18 protein-coding genes are annotated in these 19,551 nt (G+C 49.0%); 11 read left to right on the forward strand and 7 right to left on the reverse strand.

Annotation, left to right across the window (positions count from 1 at the left end):
* Positions 1-58 precede the first annotated feature (58 nt).
* The 5 genes from rpmG to rimO all read left to right on the forward strand — a co-directional run bounded on the left by rpmG (position 59) and on the right by rimO (position 3,350).
* Complete coding sequence (gene rpmG / locus K384_RS00650; RefSeq protein WP_038028416.1) at positions 59-247, forward strand: 50S ribosomal protein L33; 189 nt, start codon at positions 59-61, stop codon at positions 245-247.
* A gap of 43 nt (positions 248-290) precedes the next feature.
* Positions 291-449 carry a DUF4295 domain-containing protein gene (locus K384_RS13540; RefSeq protein ID WP_071837408.1) on the forward strand — a complete coding sequence of 53 codons (159 nt, stop codon included), beginning with the start codon at positions 291-293 and terminating at the stop codon, positions 447-449.
* 88 nt (positions 450-537) lie between these two features.
* Entirely contained in the window at positions 538-1,506 is a 969-nt protein-coding gene (gene ftsY / locus K384_RS00655) for a signal recognition particle-docking protein FtsY (protein ID WP_038028417.1), read from the forward strand.
* The gene (locus K384_RS00660) at positions 1,463-1,981 is read left to right on the forward strand and encodes a carboxypeptidase-like regulatory domain-containing protein (RefSeq protein ID WP_051632976.1); all 519 of its coding nucleotides are present in this window, start codon (positions 1,463-1,465) and stop codon (positions 1,979-1,981) included. The genes ftsY and K384_RS00660 overlap by 44 nt, the downstream gene beginning before the upstream one ends.
* Positions 1,982-2,024: 43 nt before the next feature.
* Positions 2,025-3,350: a 30S ribosomal protein S12 methylthiotransferase RimO gene (gene rimO / locus K384_RS00665; RefSeq protein WP_038028420.1), complete on the forward strand. Its 1,326-nt coding sequence runs from the start codon at positions 2,025-2,027 to the stop codon at positions 3,348-3,350.
* Here rimO and K384_RS00670 read toward each other — a convergent pair.
* Positions 3,292-5,193, reverse strand: coding sequence for a leucine-rich repeat domain-containing protein (locus K384_RS00670; protein WP_038028422.1), 1,902 nt, complete (start codon positions 5,191-5,193; stop codon positions 3,292-3,294). The genes rimO and K384_RS00670 overlap by 59 nt on opposite strands.
* A gap of 87 nt (positions 5,194-5,280) precedes the next feature.
* On the opposite strand from K384_RS00670, the gene K384_RS00675 reads away from it, so the two are divergent.
* Positions 5,281-6,168 (forward strand): fructosamine kinase family protein, encoded by an 888-nt coding sequence (locus K384_RS00675; protein ID WP_084147062.1) that lies wholly within the window; start codon positions 5,281-5,283, stop codon positions 6,166-6,168.
* On the opposite strand, the gene K384_RS00680 is transcribed toward K384_RS00675, so the two are convergent.
* The 3 genes from K384_RS00680 to K384_RS00690 are packed head-to-tail and all read right to left on the reverse strand — an operon-like array spanning position 6,148 to position 9,853.
* Positions 6,148-7,545 carry a serine/threonine protein kinase gene (locus K384_RS00680; RefSeq protein WP_038028424.1) on the reverse strand — a complete coding sequence of 466 codons (1,398 nt, stop codon included), beginning with the start codon at positions 7,543-7,545 and terminating at the stop codon, positions 6,148-6,150. The two genes, K384_RS00675 and K384_RS00680, sit on opposite strands and share 21 nt — an antisense overlap.
* 5 nt (positions 7,546-7,550) lie before the next feature.
* The gene (locus K384_RS00685; protein WP_038028425.1) at positions 7,551-8,897 is read right to left on the reverse strand and encodes a LysM peptidoglycan-binding domain-containing protein; all 1,347 of its coding nucleotides are present in this window, start codon (positions 8,895-8,897) and stop codon (positions 7,551-7,553) included.
* 14 nt (positions 8,898-8,911) lie between these two features.
* Positions 8,912-9,853: a bestrophin family protein gene (locus K384_RS00690; protein WP_071837415.1), complete on the reverse strand. Its 942-nt coding sequence runs from the start codon at positions 9,851-9,853 to the stop codon at positions 8,912-8,914.
* Positions 9,854-9,936: 83 nt separating this feature from the next.
* Between K384_RS00690 and K384_RS00695 the strand changes: the two genes are divergently transcribed.
* Positions 9,937-10,575, forward strand: a complete 639-nt coding sequence (locus K384_RS00695) for a hypothetical protein (protein WP_157629991.1) — start codon at positions 9,937-9,939, stop codon at positions 10,573-10,575.
* Here the strand turns inward: K384_RS00695 and K384_RS00700 are convergent.
* The gene (locus K384_RS00700) at positions 10,550-11,335 is read right to left on the reverse strand and encodes a polyprenol monophosphomannose synthase (RefSeq protein ID WP_038028426.1); all 786 of its coding nucleotides are present in this window, start codon (positions 11,333-11,335) and stop codon (positions 10,550-10,552) included. The two genes, K384_RS00695 and K384_RS00700, sit on opposite strands and share 26 nt — an antisense overlap.
* Before the next feature lie 59 nt (positions 11,336-11,394).
* Positions 11,395-12,717 (reverse strand): protoporphyrinogen oxidase, encoded by a 1,323-nt coding sequence (gene hemG, locus K384_RS00705; protein ID WP_038028428.1) that lies wholly within the window; start codon positions 12,715-12,717, stop codon positions 11,395-11,397.
* A 230-nt stretch (positions 12,718-12,947) separates the two neighbouring features.
* Here hemG and K384_RS00710 point away from each other — a divergent pair, with 230 nt between their 5' ends.
* From K384_RS00710 to K384_RS00725, 4 genes are all read left to right on the forward strand, one after another.
* Positions 12,948-13,403, forward strand: a complete 456-nt coding sequence (locus tag K384_RS00710) for an Hsp20/alpha crystallin family protein (RefSeq protein ID WP_038028430.1) — start codon at positions 12,948-12,950, stop codon at positions 13,401-13,403.
* A gap of 153 nt (positions 13,404-13,556) precedes the next feature.
* A complete protein-coding gene (locus K384_RS00715) occupies positions 13,557-14,633 on the forward strand; it encodes a M42 family metallopeptidase (protein WP_038028431.1) in 1,077 nt (358 codons plus the stop codon).
* Positions 14,634-14,672: 39 nt separating this feature from the next.
* Positions 14,673-15,458 (forward strand): ABC transporter substrate-binding protein, encoded by a 786-nt coding sequence (locus K384_RS00720; protein WP_245605264.1) that lies wholly within the window; start codon positions 14,673-14,675, stop codon positions 15,456-15,458.
* A complete protein-coding gene (locus tag K384_RS00725; RefSeq protein WP_169737591.1) occupies positions 15,376-16,314 on the forward strand; it encodes a polymorphic toxin type 23 domain-containing protein in 939 nt (312 codons plus the stop codon). Before K384_RS00720 ends, K384_RS00725 begins: the two co-directional genes overlap by 83 nt.
* A gap of 194 nt (positions 16,315-16,508) precedes the next feature.
* On the opposite strand, the gene infB is transcribed toward K384_RS00725, so the two are convergent.
* The gene (gene infB / locus K384_RS00730) at positions 16,509-19,439 is read right to left on the reverse strand and encodes a translation initiation factor IF-2 (RefSeq protein ID WP_157629992.1); all 2,931 of its coding nucleotides are present in this window, start codon (positions 19,437-19,439) and stop codon (positions 16,509-16,511) included.
* Positions 19,440-19,551: the final 112 nt, after the last annotated feature.

A 19,551-nucleotide genomic window follows, 5' to 3' on the forward strand; every position in this document is an offset into this window, starting at 1 on the left:
CAAAAAAATTTTTTTAAATTTGCCGTCCAATTCACAATATATCAAAAGATAGAAGACAATGGCTAAAAAGGCAAAAGGAAACCGCGTACAGGTGATATTAGAATGTACAGAGCACAAAGCATCGGGCATGCCCGGTACTTCGCGTTATATTACGACCAAAAACCGTCGTAACACGCCCAACCGTTTGGAACTGCGCAAGTACAATCCCATTCTCAAGCGCTACACCCTGCACCGCGAGATTAAGTAGTGCTTATTTCTGTTTACAAAAGAATCTTAAAAAATAGACAATCATGGCAAAGAAGGTAGTTGCAACCCTTAGAAAAAAAGACGCCGAGGCCGGTTACGCCAAGGTGGTAAAGGCTGTGAAGTCTCCCAAAACAGGAGCTTACACCTTTAAAGAAGAAATTGTTCCCGTAGTGATGGTAAAAGAGGTTATCAACAAAAAATAAGCCGTCATCACATAGGCATGTTCAAGAAAAGAAAGCCCTTTAAGCGGGCTTTTTTTGTTATATTAGAGCCAACTAAACACTGAAAGCCGTGAAAAAACTCTTCGGATTTTTCTCGAAAGAAAAAAAAGAAGCCCTCGACAAAGGCTTGGAAAAAACCAAGCAGAATTTCTTTTCCCGTCTGGGGCGGGCCATTGTGGGCAAATCGAAAGTAGATGACGAAGTACTCGACGAGCTGGAAAATATTTTGATTGCCGCCGATGTGGGCGTAGAGACTACGCTTAAAATCATCCGCCGTATAGAGGAGCGTGTGCAGCGCGATAAATATGTGAACACTGCCGAACTGAACCGCATTCTGCGGGAAGAAATAGCCGCTCTTCTGGCCGAAAACCAAACCGAAGAACTCAACGACTTTGAGCTGCCCCCCCGCGATACACCCTATGTGATGCTGGTGGTGGGTGTCAATGGAGTAGGCAAAACCACCACGATTGGCAAGCTGGCAGCACAATTCAAGCAAAAGGGCAAAAAGGTGATGCTGGGCGCAGCCGATACTTTCCGGGCGGCTGCCGTCGATCAGCTCAAAATGTGGGGCGAGCGTGCCGGTGTGCCGGTGGTGGACCTGGGCATGGGCAAAGATCCCGCCTCGGTAGCTTACGAAGCCACCAAACGCGCTATTGAAGAAAAAGCCGACCTGTTGATTATAGACACAGCCGGACGCCTGCACAACAAAACCAACCTGATGAATGAGCTGGGCAAAATCAAACGCACCATTCAAAAGCTCATTCCGGATGGACCACATGAAGTGCTGCTCGTTCTGGACGGAAGTACCGGGCAGAATGCAGTCATTCAGGCACGCGAATTCACCAAAGTAACCGATGTCAATGCCATAGCCATTACCAAACTTGACGGCACCGCAAAAGGCGGCGTGGTTATCGGCATTTCCGATGAGTTTAAAATCCCTATTAAATACATTGGAGTAGGAGAAAAAATAGAAGACCTTCAAATATTTAACCGCCATGAATTTGTTGATTCTCTTTTCAAAGAAAGCACTTCGGCTTAAGCCTTTGAGCCTTTGCCTGCTGTTGAGCCTTTGGGCATGCCAGGCACAGAAGAATACCACACAAGCAGAAAACGAAGAAAGTATGGGTTGCCGTTTTAGTATCAAAGAAGGCATTGCCGGGCAGGTGCTCTGGCGCGAAGGCAACTGGATGCCGGCGCCCAATGCTCCCGAGCGTAAAGCACAAGGCATTGAACGTGAGGTGTATGTGTATGAGTTGACTACCGACGCACAAACTGAAAAAAATGGTTCTTTTTACACAGCTATTCACAGCAAACCGGTAGCCAAAACGCGCAGCGATGCCAACGGCTGCTTTGAGGTAGCCTTGCCCCCCGGGCGTTATTCACTCTTTGTAAAAGAAAAAGAGGGCTGGTTTGCCAACCGCTTCGACGGGGAAGGGCATATTCAGCCGGTAGAAGTAAAAGCCGGTGAGTTGAGCCGGGTGGATTTGGTCGTGGACTATAAGGCTGCTTATTGACAGCAAGCGAAAGAAAACACAGGGAGAAGGAATATTTGATTTTATGAAAACCAAAGGAAACCGAAAGTACAAAGTCAACATTATCACGCTGGGGTGCTCGAAGAACTGGGTCGATTCCGAAGAGATTTTCACACAGTTGAAAGCCAACCGTTTCGATGTGAGCCACGAAGAAGAGCGCGAAGCCGAAGTAGTCATTATCAATACCTGTGGCTTTATTGACAACGCCAAGCAAGAATCCATCAACACCATTTTGTACTATGCCGATGCCAAGGCGCAAGGCTTGGTGGAGAAAGTGTATGTAACGGGCTGTTTGTCGCAGCGTTACCGTGAAGACTTGGAAAAAGAAATTCCGGAAGTAGATGCCTTCTTTGGCACCAATGAACTGCCACGTTTGCTGAAAACACTGAAGGCAGACTATAAACACGAGCTGGTGGGTGAACGGCTGGTAACCAATCCGCTGCACTATGCCTACTTGAAGATAGCCGAGGGCTGCGATCGCCCCTGCTCTTTCTGTGCCATCCCTTTGATGCGGGGCAAGCATCAGTCGCGCCCCATGGAAGTGCTCGTAGAGCAGGCGCAAAATTTCGCTAAAAAAGGAGTGAAAGAGCTTATCCTTATAGCCCAAGACCTGACTTACTACGGCATAGACCTGTATGGCAAGCGCACCTTGGCAGAGCTGCTGCGGCGCCTGTCCGATGTGGAAGGCATCGAGTGGATTCGCCTGCAATATGCCTATCCGGCGGGCTTCCCTATGGATGTGCTCGAAGTGATGAATGAGCGCAGCAATATTTGCAAATACTTGGATATGCCGCTGCAGCATGGTTCTACGGCAGTGTTACAACGCATGCGCCGCGGTATTACGCGCGAACGCACCGAGCGCCTGATTCATGAAATACGCGACAAGGTGCCCGGTATTGCCCTGCGTACTACCATGATTGTAGGCTATCCGCAAGAAACAGAAGAAGAGTTTGAAGAGCTCATGCGCTTTGTGGAGGATATGCGCTTTGAGCGTCTGGGTGTCTTTACTTATTCCCATGAAGAAGACACGCACGCTTTCCATACTTATGAAGACGACGTGCCCGACGAGGTGAAGAAAGAGCGGGCAGCCGACCTGATGGCGCTGCAGCAGGATATTTCCTATGAGCTGAATCAAGCCCGTATCGGACAACAATACAAAGTGCTGATTGACCGTAAAGAAGGGGAATATTTCATTGGACGCACCGAGTACGACTCGCCCGAGGTGGACAACGAAGTATTGATTCCTGCTTCGGGCATTTACTTGCGTCGTGGCGATTTTGTGCAGGTTGAAATCACCGATGCGGCGGAGTTTGACTTGTTTGCCCGTCCGTTGACTGAGCACAAGCACTGAATTCAAACCAGTCGTAAGAAAAATGCTGGGCGTGCCTGATGAATGCATTGGGTACGCCGTCTATTTTTATTTTTTGCAACTCTTTGTTTTTACTCAATTCGTGCGGCAGCCGGCGTATGCCGGTAAATGACAGGTCGAGGTATTGCAGCTGCTTAAGCTTGAGCGCTGCTTGGGGGAGTTGTTTCAAGCCGGGGTTGTGGGCAAGGGACAGGTGCCGCAGGCGTGGCAAGTGGGTCAGCAGTTCGAAAAGCCTATCCCAATCGGTATTTTCGGGCAGCTGTTCAAGATGCAAGCTTTCTATAAAGCGCAAACGCGCCAACCGCCGGGGTATCTCCTGCCATTGCACGCCATTCAGCGAAAGACAGCGCAGGTGCGCAATGTCATAGATGTCCAATAAAAGCGTTTCCCAATTGGGACAGCTGCAGCCGTCTAAATAAAGGCTGTGCAATTGGTTGCACTCATCTAAATGAGGCAGGGCTTCCAGTTGGCACTCTTTCAGTGAAAGCACTTCCAAGGCAGGCAAAGCAGGCAACTGTTGCAGGCCGCCGGCATCGAGCCATGCTTGGTTGCCGTCCATGGCAAGGTATTGAAGCGAGGGCCAATGCGGGATTTGTTGCAGAAGCGTATGACCTGCATGCAGCTGTTGAAGTTTGGGCATTTGGTTGCTATCGAGCCGGTGTATGGATGTGTGGGCGCAATTGAGGGTGAGCAAAGCCGGAAAGGCAAGGTCTATGCCGTCAAGCGAATTATGAGCCACGGACAGAACTTGTAAGCGCGCTGCCAGAGGCTGCAGGGCGTCCGGTGACAGCAAGGAGGTGTTTTCCATGAACAACGCTTTGAGCCGGCCAAAAGCACCTTGACGGGCAGCGGCAAAGGTCTCTTCAACGGGCAAGCGGGGATTGTCGCTCAAATCAATGCTTTCGAGCTGTTGCAGCTCTTGCAGGTTGCGTAAAGGGGCGTTTAAGTTGTTTTTGCGGAGTTTGATTTCTTTTAATTGCGGGCAATTTTTTAAATACTCAAAAGATTGGAAGAAATTCAAATTAGGGTTTTGGCTCAAGTCAAGGTATTCCAAGTTTTCCATCCATTGCATGGTGTAGCTCAGCACGCGCATTTTGTTGTCTTTCAAACACAGCTTGCGCAGCTGCTGAAGTTCGCCTATTTCGGGCGGAAGCACATGCAAATGGTTATGTGCCAAATGAAGACTTTGAAGCCGCTTCATATATTTAATGCTGTCGGGCAAGCTTTGCAGCTCGTTTTCAGAGGCATCAATGACGCGCAGTTGTTGCAACAGCCCAATACTTTGAGGCAGTTGTTTGATTTTGTTTTTCTGTATAAGCAAGCATTGTAAGTTCGATAAATTGCCTAACTCGTCGGGAAGTGCCTCTATGGGGGTGTGGTAGAGGTAGAATATATCACCCAGGCAATACTCTTGCAGCACTTCTTCGGCTTGCAGCATGCGTGTACGGATATAAAAGTTGAAATCGCCCCCCCAGAGGTACAGTGCAGCTTTTCCTAAGGTGTGATTGTCTATCATGGGATGGGCTGTAAGGTGGCGCAGATAGCGCTCGCGCATCTCGGTATTTGTGATGAACTCTTCCCGCCAAGGCACGGCACGCAAAAAGTCCTGCAGCTCGCGGGGGGCTATCTTCTGGAACAGGCGGGCTGCTTTTTCGCGCACTTCCCGGTAAGCTTCGCCCGTATAAAAGCTTTGAAGCACAATAAGGTGCGTGAGGAAAGCAGAGGGATAGGCTGTTTTTTCGATGGATTCGAGTGCCTGCAGCAGCTCACCGGGCGAATGGCTTTGCAACAGCTCTCGAAGCAGGGCTTGTGCTGAGTTAGACATGTTTCATAGATTAAGTGTTAATAAGCTGATACACAAAAGGTGAATCAATTTAAAATAATTTTTATTTTTTTTTCAAAAAATTAAAAAATGATTTTAACAAACGGGATGAACGAGTCTGCGTTTTTTTGTGCTGCCATTGAGCAGGTTACAGGCAAGAAGGCACGCCTTAAGGCGGTGGAAAGGCTACATGGCGGCTGCATCAATGAGGCGGCATTGCTTCGTTGCGAAAATGAAATTTTTTTTATCAAGTGGAACAGCCGGCATCCGGTTTCTTTTTTTGAGGCGGAAGCGCAAAACCTGCATTTATTGCAAGGCAAGGTGCGTGTGCCGCAGGTATATGGCCAGGGAGAATGCGCGGGGCGTGCTTTTTTGCTGCTCGAAGGCATAGAGCAAGGTGCAAAACAAGGACAACGATTTTGGGAAAATGTAGCCGAACAACTTGTTTTGTTGCACCGCAGCCGCGGAGATGCTTTTGGACTTGATTACAATAACTACATAGGAGCGCTTCCGCAAGATAACACGCCCTGCCAGGATGGAGCAGCCTTCTTTTTTGAGCGGCGCTTGCTTCCTTTGATTGAAAAAGCAAGCGCCATGGGACGCCTGCAGCGCCGGCACGAGCAGGCAGCTTTTCGCTTAGCCAAGCGGCTGCCTGACCTGCTGCCCGACGAACCACCGGTTTTGCTGCATGGCGATTTGTGGAGTGGCAATGTGATGGCAGACCGGCAGGGGCGGGCTGTTTTCATTGATCCTGCTACTTATTATGGCTGCCGGGAAATAGACCTGGCTATGATGCAGCTTTTTGGTGGGTTCGATGCTGTCTTTTGGGAAGCTTACCGGCAAATGTATCCCTGGCAAGCAGGCTTCGAAGAGCGTGTGGCTGTCTGGAATCTTTATCCCCTGCTTGTTCATCTAATATTGTTTGGCGATGCTTATCGTCCTGCCATAGAACGCACTTTACAGCGTTTCGGTGCTTAGGGTGGCTTTCAGCGGGCGCACCTCAACGGTAGCTTCCCGCGGCAGCTCTTTCTTCATTACTTTTTCGGCTTTGCCACCGGGTGCTATGCTTTCAAACACTATACGTTCGGAGGTTATCAGCTCGCCGGTGTTGTCGAGGTAGCGCACTTCTATTTCTACGTTTTGCAGCGCTTGGAGGGTATTCAGGTTTACTGCTTTCACTTTATGCTCCAGCAAACCACCTTGTGAAGAAAGATAGAGGTTGTCCACCAATAGTTGTTCCTGCAGTTGCGTGCCCGTTAGTAGAGTAGTGGAAACCGCCGGCTCTTCGTTTGCTTCGTTGGTTTCTTCTATTTCTTCATTAGGTCCCTCCGCGCGGGGTTGGGTATTTACTTCTGCTTGTGTGTTTTCTGAAATAGCTTGGTTTTCTGTGCTTGCTTCTTGTTGCTCCTGTGCAGCGGCCTCTTCCAACGGGCGGCTGCTGTCACCTGCAAATAGTTCTTGCACAATGATCCATATAGAGGCGGCTACCGCTAAGGCTACGAGCGTCCAGAAGCCGGCGAGTAAACTACGGCTGCGGCTTCCCTCATCCTTGTTTTGGGTGCGTAGCCACACGTTCCACTCCCTTACAAGCTCGTCTTCCAGCTCTTCTACACCTGCATAGCGCAAAGCCGGGTTTTCTGCCATACACTTCTGCAGAATGGAATCAAAGAAAGCTGGCACACGGGCCGATACCGAAGAGGGGGCGGGAAGGTTTTGCCGTATTTTTAAAATATCAAGGTTCTTTTCATCTATGGGGGCTTGGCCCGTAAGCAAATGGTACAAGATGGCACCTATTGAATAAATATCGCTACGTTTGTCGGCAATGCCATGCTGCACAAGCTCCGGTGCCACATAGGCATAGGTGTCGGGATGCCGGGCTTCGCCGGCTTTAAGCAGCCGGGCTATGTAACCGAAGTGCAGTATTTTGAGGCTGCCCCTTGCATCGAGAAAAATATATTCCGGCGACAAAGCCCCATGAGCCAAGCCCAGCTGGTGGGCATGTGCCAAGGCATGCAATAACTGCAGCAGTATGGTTTGTATTTCCTGCAGCTTGAATTCTTTCGCTTTTAACAGCGCCGAAAGGGGGTGCCCTTCCACATCCCGGTAAATGAAATAGAGAATATTGCCCACCTCCACGAAGTCGAGCAGGGTAGCTATATAGGGATGCTGTAGTTTGAAGAGCTGTGCCGCCAAGGTTTTTAATTGGGTGCTCACCTCTTTGTTGGGGGATTGCACCACCACCACTTGCACTTTGCGTTCCAAGTGACGATGGCGCGCGCGGTAAATGCTCCAGGTGCGCTCTTCTTCCAGTATCTCGGTAACTGTATAGTTCAAAAATTCTATTTGCGTATCCATAGTTGCTATCGGCTAATGGGAATGATGAGTTCTCTTCCGGGATAAAATACTTTTTCCAGTGCTTTCCTGTCGTTGGTATCGATTCCGGAAAGCCCATTGGCTTTCAACAGTTCTGCCATACTGATGTTGTATTTCTTGGCGATGGATTGTGGGCTTTCGTTCAAATTGATTTTATGGATGGCACGAACTTTTACCTTCAATCCTACGCCGGCCTGTATGTTGTCGCCCGATGCAAGGTTATTGATACGCAAGAGGTGCTCGGTGGTCATGTTATAACGCTCGGCAATATCGGTCAGTGTTTCGCCCCGGCTGACCTTGTGCAGGTAATCACGTGTGATGTCTGTTCCTTCTTCTTGTGGCAGTAGGAAGAGACTGTCGGTAGCTGCTTTTTGCTCTTTTATAAACTGTTGCCGCTCTTTGAACTCTTTCCACGCGAGGGTGTCTTGTGGATAATAAGCCACCCGGGTTGCACTGTGAAGGTCGCGCCGGCTGCCTCGCCACAGTGCCAAGCCTGTCAGCAGGGTGATGAATATGAGTAAAATCAGGGGGGCATTGAGTTCTACGAAGCTGTACTCTTCGGGTGTCATGGCTTGTATGCGGGCAGAAAGAATAGCCTGTTGCAACTCTTGCAAGTCCTTGTAACGCTTGGTGGGGGTGGGATGAATGGCTTTTGCCAAGCAGTTTTCGATGTGCTCGAACACACCGGGATAAAACTTACCGGCAGGGGGTAAGCTGCCTTTTAGTATATGTTCTTCGCCTAAGCGAAGCGGGTGTTTGCCGGTAATCAGATGATACCACACCAAGCCTACCGCCTGCACGTAATCTTGTGGAGCATGCAGCTGCTCCCGGCTGGGGTGGTAGGGCATGCCCTTGGGCGTGGACTCGTCAATAATACCGCGCAGTTTGATGCGCTCGTCGGAAGTAATCCATATCATTTCCGTATCTAAGCGTGGGGGCGCTTCGCCTTTTTGTATAAGAAAATCTAACACACTGATAAGCGAAAGCACCAACCGTTGCGCTTTTCGCTCCGAGAGGGCTTGCTTCTGCTGCTGCATGTAGTGCTCTATGTTTTGCCCGTCGAGGTGTTCCCAAATGAGAAAGGCATTGTCTTCGGTAATCAAGCAATCATAGAGCAGGGGCAAGACGGGATGCTGCAGCTCATTGACTGTCCCGGCATATTGCCGGATGCGCTCTATCACGGCGCTTTTCCCCTGATAGGCGGGTGCTATGCTCTGAATCATGGCCAAGCGCCCACTGCTGTGGCGTGCCAGGTGATATACGAAGTAGTCGTCTTCTTTCAGAAGACTTTCGACTTTGTACTGTGGGAAGAACTGCTCAATTGCCTGTATCATAGCATAAGTGAAAGTTAAATAAGCACTCCGTCATGGGTGATGGCTACCGGAAGGCTTGCCTGTGGGTTTACTTGTAACATATCATAAATATTCTGTTTGATAACATTGGACAGGTGGCGCAGAGGCAAATCGTTGGCATCCGTGCCAAAAGGCTGCTCTATCTCTTCTGAAATCACTTCCACGCCTGCCAATGCATAGCTGATAAGAAACACCGCCGGCAGGGTGTACCACCCGAATTTATCAACCAAGCCAATGGGCAAGAAGAAAGCATAAAAGATAATGAATGTTTTGATAAAAGAGGTATGAGAGAAAGGAATAGGTGTGTTTTTTATACGTTCGCAGGCGCCCAGTACGTCAATAAGCCCCTGTATCTGCTGTTTAAGGTTGATTTTGTCTGCCTCGCACAGCTGCCCTGCCCGGAACAGTGCTTCCATTTTTGCAAAAAGTTGCCCGGCAACAAAATAGGGCAGATGTTCGGTACGCTGCATGGCTTCTTTCTCCTCTTGACAAGGGTACTCGAACACTTCCCAATGTATTTGTGCACGCAGGTGGCCTTTCAAAGCATAAGGAAAGTTGGCAATATGGGCAGCTATGTAGCGCCGGTTTTCGTGGTCGTGCAGGGGCAATACCGCATGAAAGTTGGCAGCTAAGGTGCGGCAGTGGTTTACCAAGGCGCCCCATTGTTTGCGCCCTTCCCACCATCGCTCATAAGAAGAGTTCACTCGAAACACCAAGGAAAGTCCCAAAATGACCCCTACCAAAGATAAAAAAGTAGGATCCAACCGTATGGCGAGCCGCTCCGGCGGATAGTGATAGTGCCGCAGATACACCACCGCAAAGCAATAAACTAAAATAAAAGCCTGTGTTTTGAACAAATACTTTGCATTATAGGCATTGCCAAAGCCGGAGGCACTCAAAAATATCTTTACCCAGTCTTTGGTATTGTAAATAATCATAAGCAGGATGGTTTCAAACAAAGATAAAAAAACTGATTCGGCAGGGAAATTTTTTTAATTTTAGAGTCTTCAAAATGAGTGTTATGATGTACGCCGCACAAAGACTTTTGTTGGTTATATGCCTGTTATGTTTTGCCATGCAGGGCATAGCACAATACAAAGACCCTACTGAACAGCCTTCACAACCACCGCAGGAAGTGCCGCAGTCGCCCCCTGCTACCGGGCAGGAAGACGCCCCACAAAAGCCCGCTGCCGTGAAGCAGAAAAACAAGATGGAAGGAAGGCGTTGGGCTGTGGGGGGAAGTCTTGGGTTGGCTTTTGGCACCATTACCAACATAGAAGTGGCGCCCAGTGTCATGTATTTGGCTTCCGAACGGCTGCGCCCCGGCTTGGGTGCACAGTATTCTTATTATAGCAGGAAATATAGCAATACTACCTTCAGCACCAGCATTTATGGGGGGCGCTCATTCTTGCAATATGTCGTGCATCCCAACGTGTTTGCATGGGGGGAAGTAGAGGCCTTGAATGCCGAGCTATACGACATAAATACAGGTGAAAGCGTGCGCGACTGGCTGGTGAGCCCGTTGCTTGGCGGCGGCTACCGGCAGGCTATGGGCGAAGCCGGCAGCTTCAACTTGATGTTGCTTTACAACATGAATTATGACAGCAATCGCACGATTTATGCCAGTCCTTTAGTTATCCGCTTTGGGGTGTGGTTTTAAGCGGTTGCGGCATGGGGCGGCGATAGCTTTTAAACAAACTTTCGATTTTGAGTTTGATGACCCCCCAAAAGGCTTCTTTGAAAATACGAAAACTCATTTTGGACTGCCCTCGTGTGCGCTCCGTGAATACGATGGGCACCTCTTTGAGCTTGAATCCATATTTCCATGCTTGAAACTTAACGGCTATCTGAAAGGCATAGCCCACGAAAGCGATGCTGTCCAAATCGATGGTTTCGAGCACTTCGCGACGGTAGCATTTAAAGCCCGCGGTGGCATCTTTCACAGGCATGCCGGTAATAAACTGCACATATTGACTGGCAAAATAAGAGAGCAGGACGCGTTTCATGGGCCAATTGACAACATTCACGCCGGTAATATAGCGTGAGCCTATAGCCACGTCATAGCCTTCTTCGGCACAGGCTGCATATAATCGCAGCAAATCGTGTGGATTATGCGAAAAGTCTGCATCCATTTCAAATACATAATCATAGCCGTGTGCCAGCGCATAGCGGAAGCCGGTAATATAGGCGGTGCCCAGCCCTTGTTTGCCCGGGCGCTCTATGAGATGAAGGCGCCCGGGATACTCTTGCTGTAACGCACGCACACGCGCGGCAGTGCCATCGGGCGAGCCGTCATCGATGATGAGCAAGTCGAAAGGCACAGCCAAGCCCATCACTGTGCGAATGAGTGGTTCTATGTTTTCTATTTCATTGTAGGTGGGTACTACTACGATACCTTTCACAGCGGGTGTATCGCTCATGATGTTTTATTTTACAAAACGGAATAATAAGCATTTTGGTGTAATTTTTCCTTGTCTTTTTAAGATGTTTTTACTGTTTGGGCAAGGGTTTCGGCCAAGCGTTTGCCTTTCTTGATGCAGTCGGGAATAGAAACGCCCCCTATCCAGTTGGCACTTACGTAAATACCTTCGCTTTGTAGTTGCCGGGCATGTGCTTCCACGGCATCCATATAATCGTGGTATTGTGGAATGGCCTTTTCCCAGCGGGTAATGCGCTGCAATACCGGTACGCCTTGTATATGAAGCAACTGCTTGAGTTCTAAATTGACTTCATGCATAATGCGCCGGTCTTCGTATTGTGCTTTGTTGGGTTGAAGAGCACCGCCAACAAAAGTGGTGATGAGCACTTCATTGTCTTTGCAGCGCTCAGGGAAAAGGCTGCTGCTCCATATGCTTCCCAAGCTAAAACTGTTTTCTACTATAGGATGCAAGGCGCCAAAGCCCTCCGGCACTTGTTTAAACTGATGCTTGTAATAAGCGCTGTGCACCACTGCCAAAGGTGGATAGTAAACCTGTTGCCATACTTCCTTCGCTGCCGTGTAGTACTCCGGTAGCAAGCGGGCGGCTTGATGGGCGCCTACTGTCAGCACCACATGCGAAGCACGGATGATTTCGCCCCCGTTGACGTGCACCAACCACTCGCTACCCTGTTTTTCTATGCGCTCGACTGTGGTTTGCAGCAACAAATGCTCCTTGACAGCTTGTGTGAGCCGTTCGGGCAAGGTTTGCATGCCATTCCGGAATGAAAGGCTGCGCCGCCGGGCGCCTCCTTTGTTTTTTATAAAGCCCTTAAGTACCGACCCATACGTTTTCTCGTAGTCGGGCATTTGTGGAAATACTTTGTCAAGGCGCAGGCGGTACGGATCGCCGGCATAAATGCCGGAAACGAAAGGCGTAACCGCATAATCGACTACTTCTTTTCCAAAACGCCGTTCGAAGAAATCTGCCACATGTTCTCCTTCTTGAGGTGCCGGAGGACGCGACATCTCACGGAAAATGTCGAGCTTGGCTTTCCATGAAAAGAAACCATTGAACAGCAAAGCGGGCGGCGAAGACGGAAGGGCGCGATATTGCCCCTTGCGTAAAATATAACGCTTCTTGCTGGCAGGGTTCGCCTCCACGATTTCTTCCGTCAGGTTCAACTCGTCGAGCAGCGCCTGTATTTCGGCATCTACCAACAAAGAGTTGGGACCTTCTTCAAATAAGTACTCTTTTTGGCGAATGGAACGTATATATCCTCCGGTTCGCTTGTTTTGTTCTATCAGCTTAAAAGCAACTCCTTGCTTTTGTAGGTAGTAGGCAAGGCTTAAACCACTAATGCCACCTCCAACAATTACTATCATAGCTTATGATTCAGTTTATGAGCATGCAAATTTACAAAAACTTAGACTGCATGTAGTGCCTTTTATCTGCCAATTTGAAAGTGTTTTATGACAAAGTGTCTTTTGTTTGTTAAGTTTTTGTAAAAAATAATGACAAAATGTCTGTTTTTGGGCGCTGGCACAAGAGTTGAATAAAAGAAGGGTGAACAACAAAAAACAAATGTTAAACCCTAAAAAAGGAGGATGAGACTATGGCACTGGTAAAAAGAAACGAAAACACCGGATTGTTCCCCAGCCTGACCAACATGCTGGAAAACTTCTTCAACGATGACTGGTTCTTTGGTCGTGATGTAATGCCGATGCGCAGCTTCACTGTGCCGGCTGTGAACGTAAAAGAAACCGAGGACAGCTTCGAGTTGGAAGTAGCTGCTCCCGGTATGGACAAAAAAGACTTCAAAATTGAAGTAGAAGACGGCGTATTGACCATCTCTTCGGAAAAAGAAGTGAAAAACGAAGAGAAAGACGAAAAAGGCAACTACGTACGCCGCGAGTTCAGCTATCAATCGTTCAAACGCTCGTTTGTGCTGCCTGATACCGTAAATACCGAAAAAATCGAAGCCAAGTACAAAGACGGTATCTTGCATGTGAGCGTGCCTAAACGCGAAGAAGCCAAGAAGAAAGCTACCCGCTTGATTGAAGTGAAGTAAGGTAGCTTCCGGAAGATACCCCAAGGGCGCGAGGAAGTCTTATCCTCCGCCCTTTTTTGTGTTTTAGTTGCTTGTGCTTTTTCTGTTTTCGCATACACCGGGAAAACCTTATTTTTGATTAACTTTTCCACACAACTAAAAAATCATTGTTTTATGGACAGCAAAAGCCGCGCGTTTTTAGAAAAATACTTAAACAACGCATCGCCTACGGGCTTTGAAGCCGAAGGGCAAAAAATATGGCTCGACTACATCAAGCCTTATATCGACGATTACCGCGTAGATAATTACGGTTCGGTGGTGGGCATCGTGAACCCCGAAGCCGATTACAAAGTGGTTATAGAAGCCCATGCCGACGAAATATCCTGGTTTGTGAACTACATCGATGACAACGGTTACATTTATGTAATCCGGAACGGAGGCTCCGACCCGGTGATTGCCCCCTCTAAGCGCGTGAATATTCACACGCCCAAAGGCATCGTGAAGGGCGTGTTCGGCTGGCCGGCCATTCATGTGCGCCATGGCGACAAAGAGCGTGACCCCAAACCTGAAATCAAAAATATTTACATAGACGTGGGGGCAGAGTCGAAACAAGAAGTCTTGGAGATGGGCGTAGATGTGGGCTGCGTGGTGACTTTTGCCGATGAGCTCATGGAGTTGAACGACCGTTACTGGGTAGGGCGTGCCCTCGACAACCGCATTGGCGGCTTTATGATTGCAGAAGTGGTGCGCCGCTTGCATGAAAATGGTAAAAAACCGGATTTTGGCTTATATGTGGTCAATAGCGTACAGGAAGAAATAGGCTTGCGCGGTGCCCAAATGATGGCCGACAGCATTAAGCCCAATGTGGCTATTGTAACAGATGTATGCCATGACACACAAGCGCCGCTTTACAACAAAATACAAGATGGCGATTTCAAGGCAGGCAAGGGACCGGTATTGACCTTTGGACCGGCCGTGCAAAACAACCTGCTTCGTTTTATTATGGAAGTAGCCGAAAAAGAGGGTATTCCTTATCAGCGGGCGGCGGTGTCGCGCTCTACAGGCACCGACACCGACTCTTTTGCCTATTCAAACGGTGGTGTGCCTTCAGCCCTGATTTCCTTGCCGCTGAAATACATGCATACAACCGTGGAGATGGTGCATAAAGAAGATGTGGAGCGTATCATTCAGCTTATGTACCATACTATCTTGCATTTAAAAGCAGGGCAGGATTTTCGCTACTTCTCATAATTGAAAATGAAGGCGAAAACTCATACCGTCATAGACCAAATGGGAAGGTGCGTCGAGGTGCCCGTGTCGCCTCGGCGCATCATTTCTTTGGTGCCTTCGCAAACGGAACTGCTGGCATCGCTTGGGCTGGAAGAAGAAGTAGTGGGTATTACGAAGTTTTGCGTGCATCCCCGGCGGTGGTATCACAGTAAAACCAAGATAGGGGGCACCAAACAGCTGCGCATGGAAGTAGTGGAGCGCTTGCAACCCGACTTGATTATAGGCAACAAAGAAGAAAACGAAAAGGCACAGATTGAAGCACTGGAAAAGCGCTATCCTGTTTGGATGAGCGACATAGAAACCATTGCCGATGCCCTGGAGATGATAGAAGGGGTGGGGGCTTTGGTAGGCAGGCATTCAGAAAGCAGGCAGCTGCGTGAAGAAATAGCGGCTGCTTGGCAGAAGGTGCACCGCAGGGCAGCGGTTCTTCCGCATAGGCGCGTGCTTTATCTTATTTGGCGGAAGCCCTACATGGCAGCGGGCAGCAATACTTTCATAAATGAGGTACTGCACTTTCTGGGTTTTGAAAATGTGTGCAGGCAGGCGCGTTATCCGGCAGTAGAGCTACCCATGCAAGCAGAACCGGACTGGGTGTTTTTATCTTCCGAACCTTATCCTTTTAAAGAAAAACATATGGATGAAGTCCGGCGGCTTTGTCCGAAGGCAAAAGTGGTGCTGGTCGATGGCGAAATGTTTTCATGGTATGGCAGCCGCATGCGTGAAGCGCCTGCGTATTTTGAGCAGCTGGTGGGGCACATGCTTGCTTTGTCTGCTGCCGCCCGTTAGTCTTGCACAAGTGCAAATAGGCATTGAGCTTGCCGTTACGACGGCTTGGCAACGGGTGGCCGTAACCGCTGCCTTTGCCCAAAAGGGGGCTTGTTGGCAATGGCATACCGCTGCACGCCTTGCATACTATCCCTTGCATTGGAGTGAAAAGCAAGGGGTGGTAGAAGGTTTATTTTTGATAGGGGGGCGTGCCGGATGGGGGAAAAAAGTCATGGCAGACTCAACGGCTTGGTATTTGCCCCCTGTGTTTGGGCAGAATCTTACGCAGCGAGCCAATATAGCGGGTTATGACTGGTATTTTTTCATAGACAACGCACACACCGGGCAAGCAGCAGGGGCAGTAGCACTGCAAAGCGGCAAATGGCTATGTTATTTTTTCAATGATTTGTTGGGGGCACCGGCACAAGACCGCTATCGAACGGCTGCCGTTTGGGTGGAATATCACCGGGGGCAAGAGCGCTGGCAGCTGCAGCACCTGCTGTGGACGGGCGACACGCGCCGGGCAAGCGGAGTGCGTTCGGCTACTTATCCGGCACAGGTGGGTTTTTTAGATATGCGCATGGCACCTTATGGGCTTAGCTCGCATGGCATCCTTGCTTTAACTTATGTGCGGTATGGACCACAGGCACCGCCGGTGAGCCTGTCTATAGGGCTTGATGCCGAACAAATTCGGCACTGGACACAAAACCGCTTGATGCACGATATGATTTTTTTGCCTAAACCTTGGCGCACTGACAACTATCATGTGCCCATGATTGCCGACGACGGCACACTGTTTTTATTCGAGGAGAATCAGCGTGTTCGCCCGGCGCGTCTTTTTCTTGGCATGGGCGTGGGCTCGTTTTTCCGGTATTGAAGCAGGAAAATCACTTGCTTGTCTTTTTCGTGAACCAACTTACTTCGTTGCGTTTGATGCAGTTTCCTTGTGCGCATGCTGGTAGGCACAGCTTTTATGCACTGAAGTAGCAAGCCCTATTATGAGTTGCTTGCGGGAATTAAAAAAAGCGGGACTTGAAAGCCCCGCTTTGCTTTATGCCGTTTACTTGTGTTTTAGTCTAAGGTGCGTTTTACTTCGCGGCGTTCGAATGCTTCTATGATATCGCCTACTTGTATATCGTTGAAGCTTTTTACTGCCAGACCACATTCAAAGCCGGCTTTTACTTCCGATACATCGTCTTTGAAACGCTTCAAGCTTGCCAGCTCGCCGGTGTGAATCACAGTACCATCACGCACAACGCGAATAGGGAGGTTACGTTTAATATACCCGTCGGTTACATAGCAACCGGCTACTGTGCCCACTTTCGATATGTGGAATACTTCGCGCACTTCGGCATTGCCCACAATTACTTCTTCTACTGTGGGCGCCAGCATGCCTTCCATGGCATCTTTTACGTCGTTGATTACGTCGTAGATGACAGAATAGAGACGTATTTCCACATGCTCTTGCTCGGCAAGCTTTTTGGCATTTGCCGATGGGCGCACTTGGAAACCAATGATGATGGCATCCGATACAGCCGCAAGGTTAACGTCTGACTCGGTGATTTGACCTACACCGCGGTGCACAATGCGCACTTCTATTTCATCGGGCTTGGATAGCTTGAGCAGTGCGTCACTTAGCGCTTCTACCGAACCGTCCACATCGCCTTTCACAATCAGGTTCAGCTGCTTGTAATCGCCCAGCGCACGACGGCGGCTCAGGGTTTCGAGTGAGATGCGTTCGGTAGCACGGATTCGCTGCTCGCGCAAGATTTGCTCGCGTTTGTTGGCAATTTCGCGTGCTTCCTTGTCGCTATCCATCACGTTGAACTTGTCACCGGCCTGTGGGGCACCATTCAAGCCCAAGATTTGCACCGGTGTGGAAGGACCGGCCTCTTTGATTCTCTTGCCGGTGTGGTCGGTCATAGCTTTCACACGACCGTAATGGGTTCCGGCCAGTACAATGTCACCTACATGCAGGGTGCCGTTTTGCACCAGCAAGGTGGCTACGTAGCCTTTTCCTTTATCGAGGGCGGCTTCGATGACCGTACCGGAAGCTTTGCGTTTGGGGTTGGCCTTCAGCTCCAGCAATTCGGCTTCCAGCAATACTTTTTCTAATAGCTCATCAATGCCTTCGCCGGTTTTGGCAGACACATGCTGGCATTGATAAGGACCGCCCCAGTCTTCAACCAGAATATTGATTTTTGCCAACTGCTCTTTTACCCGGTCGGGGTTGGCAGTGGGTTTGTCTATTTTGTTGATAGCAATGACAATAGGCACGCCGGCGGCCTGTGCGTGGTTGATGGCTTCCACGGTTTGAGGCATCACGCTGTCGTCGGCAGCTACTACGATAATGGCAACGTCCGTTACTTTGGCACCGCGGGCACGCATGGCGGTAAAGGCTTCGTGTCCCGGGGTGTCAAGGAAAGTAACTTTTTTGCCGTCGGCGGTTGTGACGCTATAGGCACCGATGTGCTGGGTAATGCCACCGGCTTCTTTGGCCGTTACGTTGGTGTTCCGTATGTAGTCGAGCAGGGAAGTTTTCCCGTGGTCCACGTGCCCCATGACGGTTACTACCGGCGGGCGTGGCACCAAGTCTTCCGGATTGTCTTCTTCTTCCTCTATATCTACCGTAATTTCTTCTTCCGCACTGATGAACTCCACGTCATAACCATATTCGGAGGCTATAAGCTCGATAATGTCGGCTTCAAGGCGTTGGTTAATAGATACGAAAATGCCGGATTGAATGCATTTGGTGATTACTTCGTTGACCGGCACGTCCATCAAGCTGGCCAGCTCGGCTGTAGAGATGAACTCTGTTACCTGCAATACATTCTTTTCTACCTCTTGCCCTTCTATCTCTACTTTCTCTTTGCGCTTGCGGCTTACCTTTTTCTTTCCGGCACCGCTTATCTTGGCCAAGGTGGCTTTGAGTTGTTCTTTTACCTCCTTACTGCTGATTTCTTTTTTCTCAACAGCTTTTTTCTTGCTCTTGGTACGATGAGAGCGATTGTCTTGGTTGCGGTTGTCCTTGGACTGACGGTTGTCTGTTTTGTTGTCGCCGTCTTTTTTGTTTTTCTTTATGCGTACCCGGCTGCGCTTCCGTTCGTCGGAAGAAGCAATGGGCTTGGCTTTTTTCTTCTTTTTGTCGGGGAGCTCTATTTTGCCAAGTACTTTTAAGCCTTCCAGCTTTTCAGCTTTCCCGCGAATAACATCTTCTTCCTCTTCTTCGCCTTCAACCTCTTTTGCGTTATCCGGCTCGACAGCTGCTTCTTCTTTTTTGACTTCGGCAGGCTTTTCTTCTTGCACTTGCTCTACGGCAGGCTGTTTCTCTTCTATGGCTTCTTTTTTCTCTTCTTGGGATACCTCCACTACTTCTTCTTTTTCTTCTTTAGCAGGCGGCACTTCTTTTGTCTCTTGCTTTTGGGTTTGAGGCGCAGGTGTTTCTTTGTTTTCTGCAACAGGGCTGCTTTCTTTTTTGCTTTGAGCTACTTCCTGCTTAGAAGTTGCTTTCTTTTTGCTTTTTTGCTTCTTGGCAGGTTTCTTCTCTATGGCGTCCAGATCTATTTTACCCAGGATTTTTAAACCCACTTTAGGACGCTCAATTGCATCATCCCCGGTGTTTTCTTCATCTGTCCGGGGCTGCTCACTTGTCTTTTCTTCGTGTGGCTGCGCTTTGTCCTCTTTTTTGGTGCTCGATTCGATGGTTTTGGACTCCCTGCTTTTTACAAGTACTTCCTCCTCCTCGTCTTCGTTTTCAGTATCTTTATTGGTCCGGTCTTCGGACTTAATGACCACCGTTTTGTCGATATGGCGGATGGTTTTGGTTGAGGCTTCCTGTTTTTCAAGCGCAGCGTCTTGAAATTCTTTTACCAACAACTGAAATTGCTCATCGGTAATTTTTGCATTGGGATTATTCTCCACTTCGTGGCCTTTCTCTTTGAGAAATTCCACGATGGTAGTAGTTGCGGTGTTTAGTTTTCTTGCAGCCTGACTAAGCCTCATATACTGTTCCTTAATAATTTAAATTTAGAGTGACCCTGTTGCAGGAGTCAACGCAAATTTACACAATTTAATTTGGTATTAAAAACGCCGGACCTCTTCGGCTTGAAAAGTA

Origin of the sequence: Thermonema rossianum DSM 10300, assembly GCF_000426825.1 — a bacterium.
GTDB classification, from domain to species: domain Bacteria; phylum Bacteroidota; class Bacteroidia; order Cytophagales; family Thermonemataceae; genus Thermonema; species Thermonema rossianum.

Bases quoted from the DNA above. Each gene is read 5' to 3' on its own strand.
- rpmG (WP_038028416.1), top strand. From the start codon at position 59: ATGGCTAAAAAGGCAAAAGGAAACCGCGTACAGGTGATATTAGAATGT.
- K384_RS13540 (WP_071837408.1), top strand. From the start codon at position 291: ATGGCAAAGAAGGTAGTTGCAACCCTTAGAAAAAAAGACGCCGAGGCC.
- K384_RS00660 (WP_051632976.1), top strand. From the start codon at position 1,463: ATGAATTTGTTGATTCTCTTTTCAAAGAAAGCACTTCGGCTTAAGCCT.
- rimO (WP_038028420.1), top strand. From the start codon at position 2,025: ATGAAAACCAAAGGAAACCGAAAGTACAAAGTCAACATTATCACGCTG.
- K384_RS00670 (WP_038028422.1), bottom strand. From the start codon at position 5,193: ATGTCTAACTCAGCACAAGCCCTGCTTCGAGAGCTGTTGCAAAGCCAT.
- K384_RS00675 (WP_084147062.1), top strand. From the start codon at position 5,281: ATGATTTTAACAAACGGGATGAACGAGTCTGCGTTTTTTTGTGCTGCC.
- K384_RS00680 (WP_038028424.1), bottom strand. From the start codon at position 7,545: ATGGATACGCAAATAGAATTTTTGAACTATACAGTTACCGAGATACTG.
- K384_RS00685 (WP_038028425.1), bottom strand. From the start codon at position 8,897: ATGATACAGGCAATTGAGCAGTTCTTCCCACAGTACAAAGTCGAAAGT.
- K384_RS00690 (WP_071837415.1), bottom strand. From the start codon at position 9,853: ATGATTATTTACAATACCAAAGACTGGGTAAAGATATTTTTGAGTGCC.
- K384_RS00695 (WP_157629991.1), top strand. From the start codon at position 9,937: ATGATGTACGCCGCACAAAGACTTTTGTTGGTTATATGCCTGTTATGT.
- K384_RS00700 (WP_038028426.1), bottom strand. From the start codon at position 11,335: ATGAGCGATACACCCGCTGTGAAAGGTATCGTAGTAGTACCCACCTAC.
- hemG (WP_038028428.1), bottom strand. From the start codon at position 12,717: ATGATAGTAATTGTTGGAGGTGGCATTAGTGGTTTAAGCCTTGCCTAC.
- K384_RS00710 (WP_038028430.1), top strand. From the start codon at position 12,948: ATGGCACTGGTAAAAAGAAACGAAAACACCGGATTGTTCCCCAGCCTG.
- K384_RS00715 (WP_038028431.1), top strand. From the start codon at position 13,557: ATGGACAGCAAAAGCCGCGCGTTTTTAGAAAAATACTTAAACAACGCA.
- K384_RS00720 (WP_245605264.1), top strand. From the start codon at position 14,673: ATGGGAAGGTGCGTCGAGGTGCCCGTGTCGCCTCGGCGCATCATTTCT.
- K384_RS00725 (WP_169737591.1), top strand. From the start codon at position 15,376: ATGGCAGCCGCATGCGTGAAGCGCCTGCGTATTTTGAGCAGCTGGTGG.
- infB (WP_157629992.1), bottom strand. From the start codon at position 19,439: ATGAGGCTTAGTCAGGCTGCAAGAAAACTAAACACCGCAACTACTACC.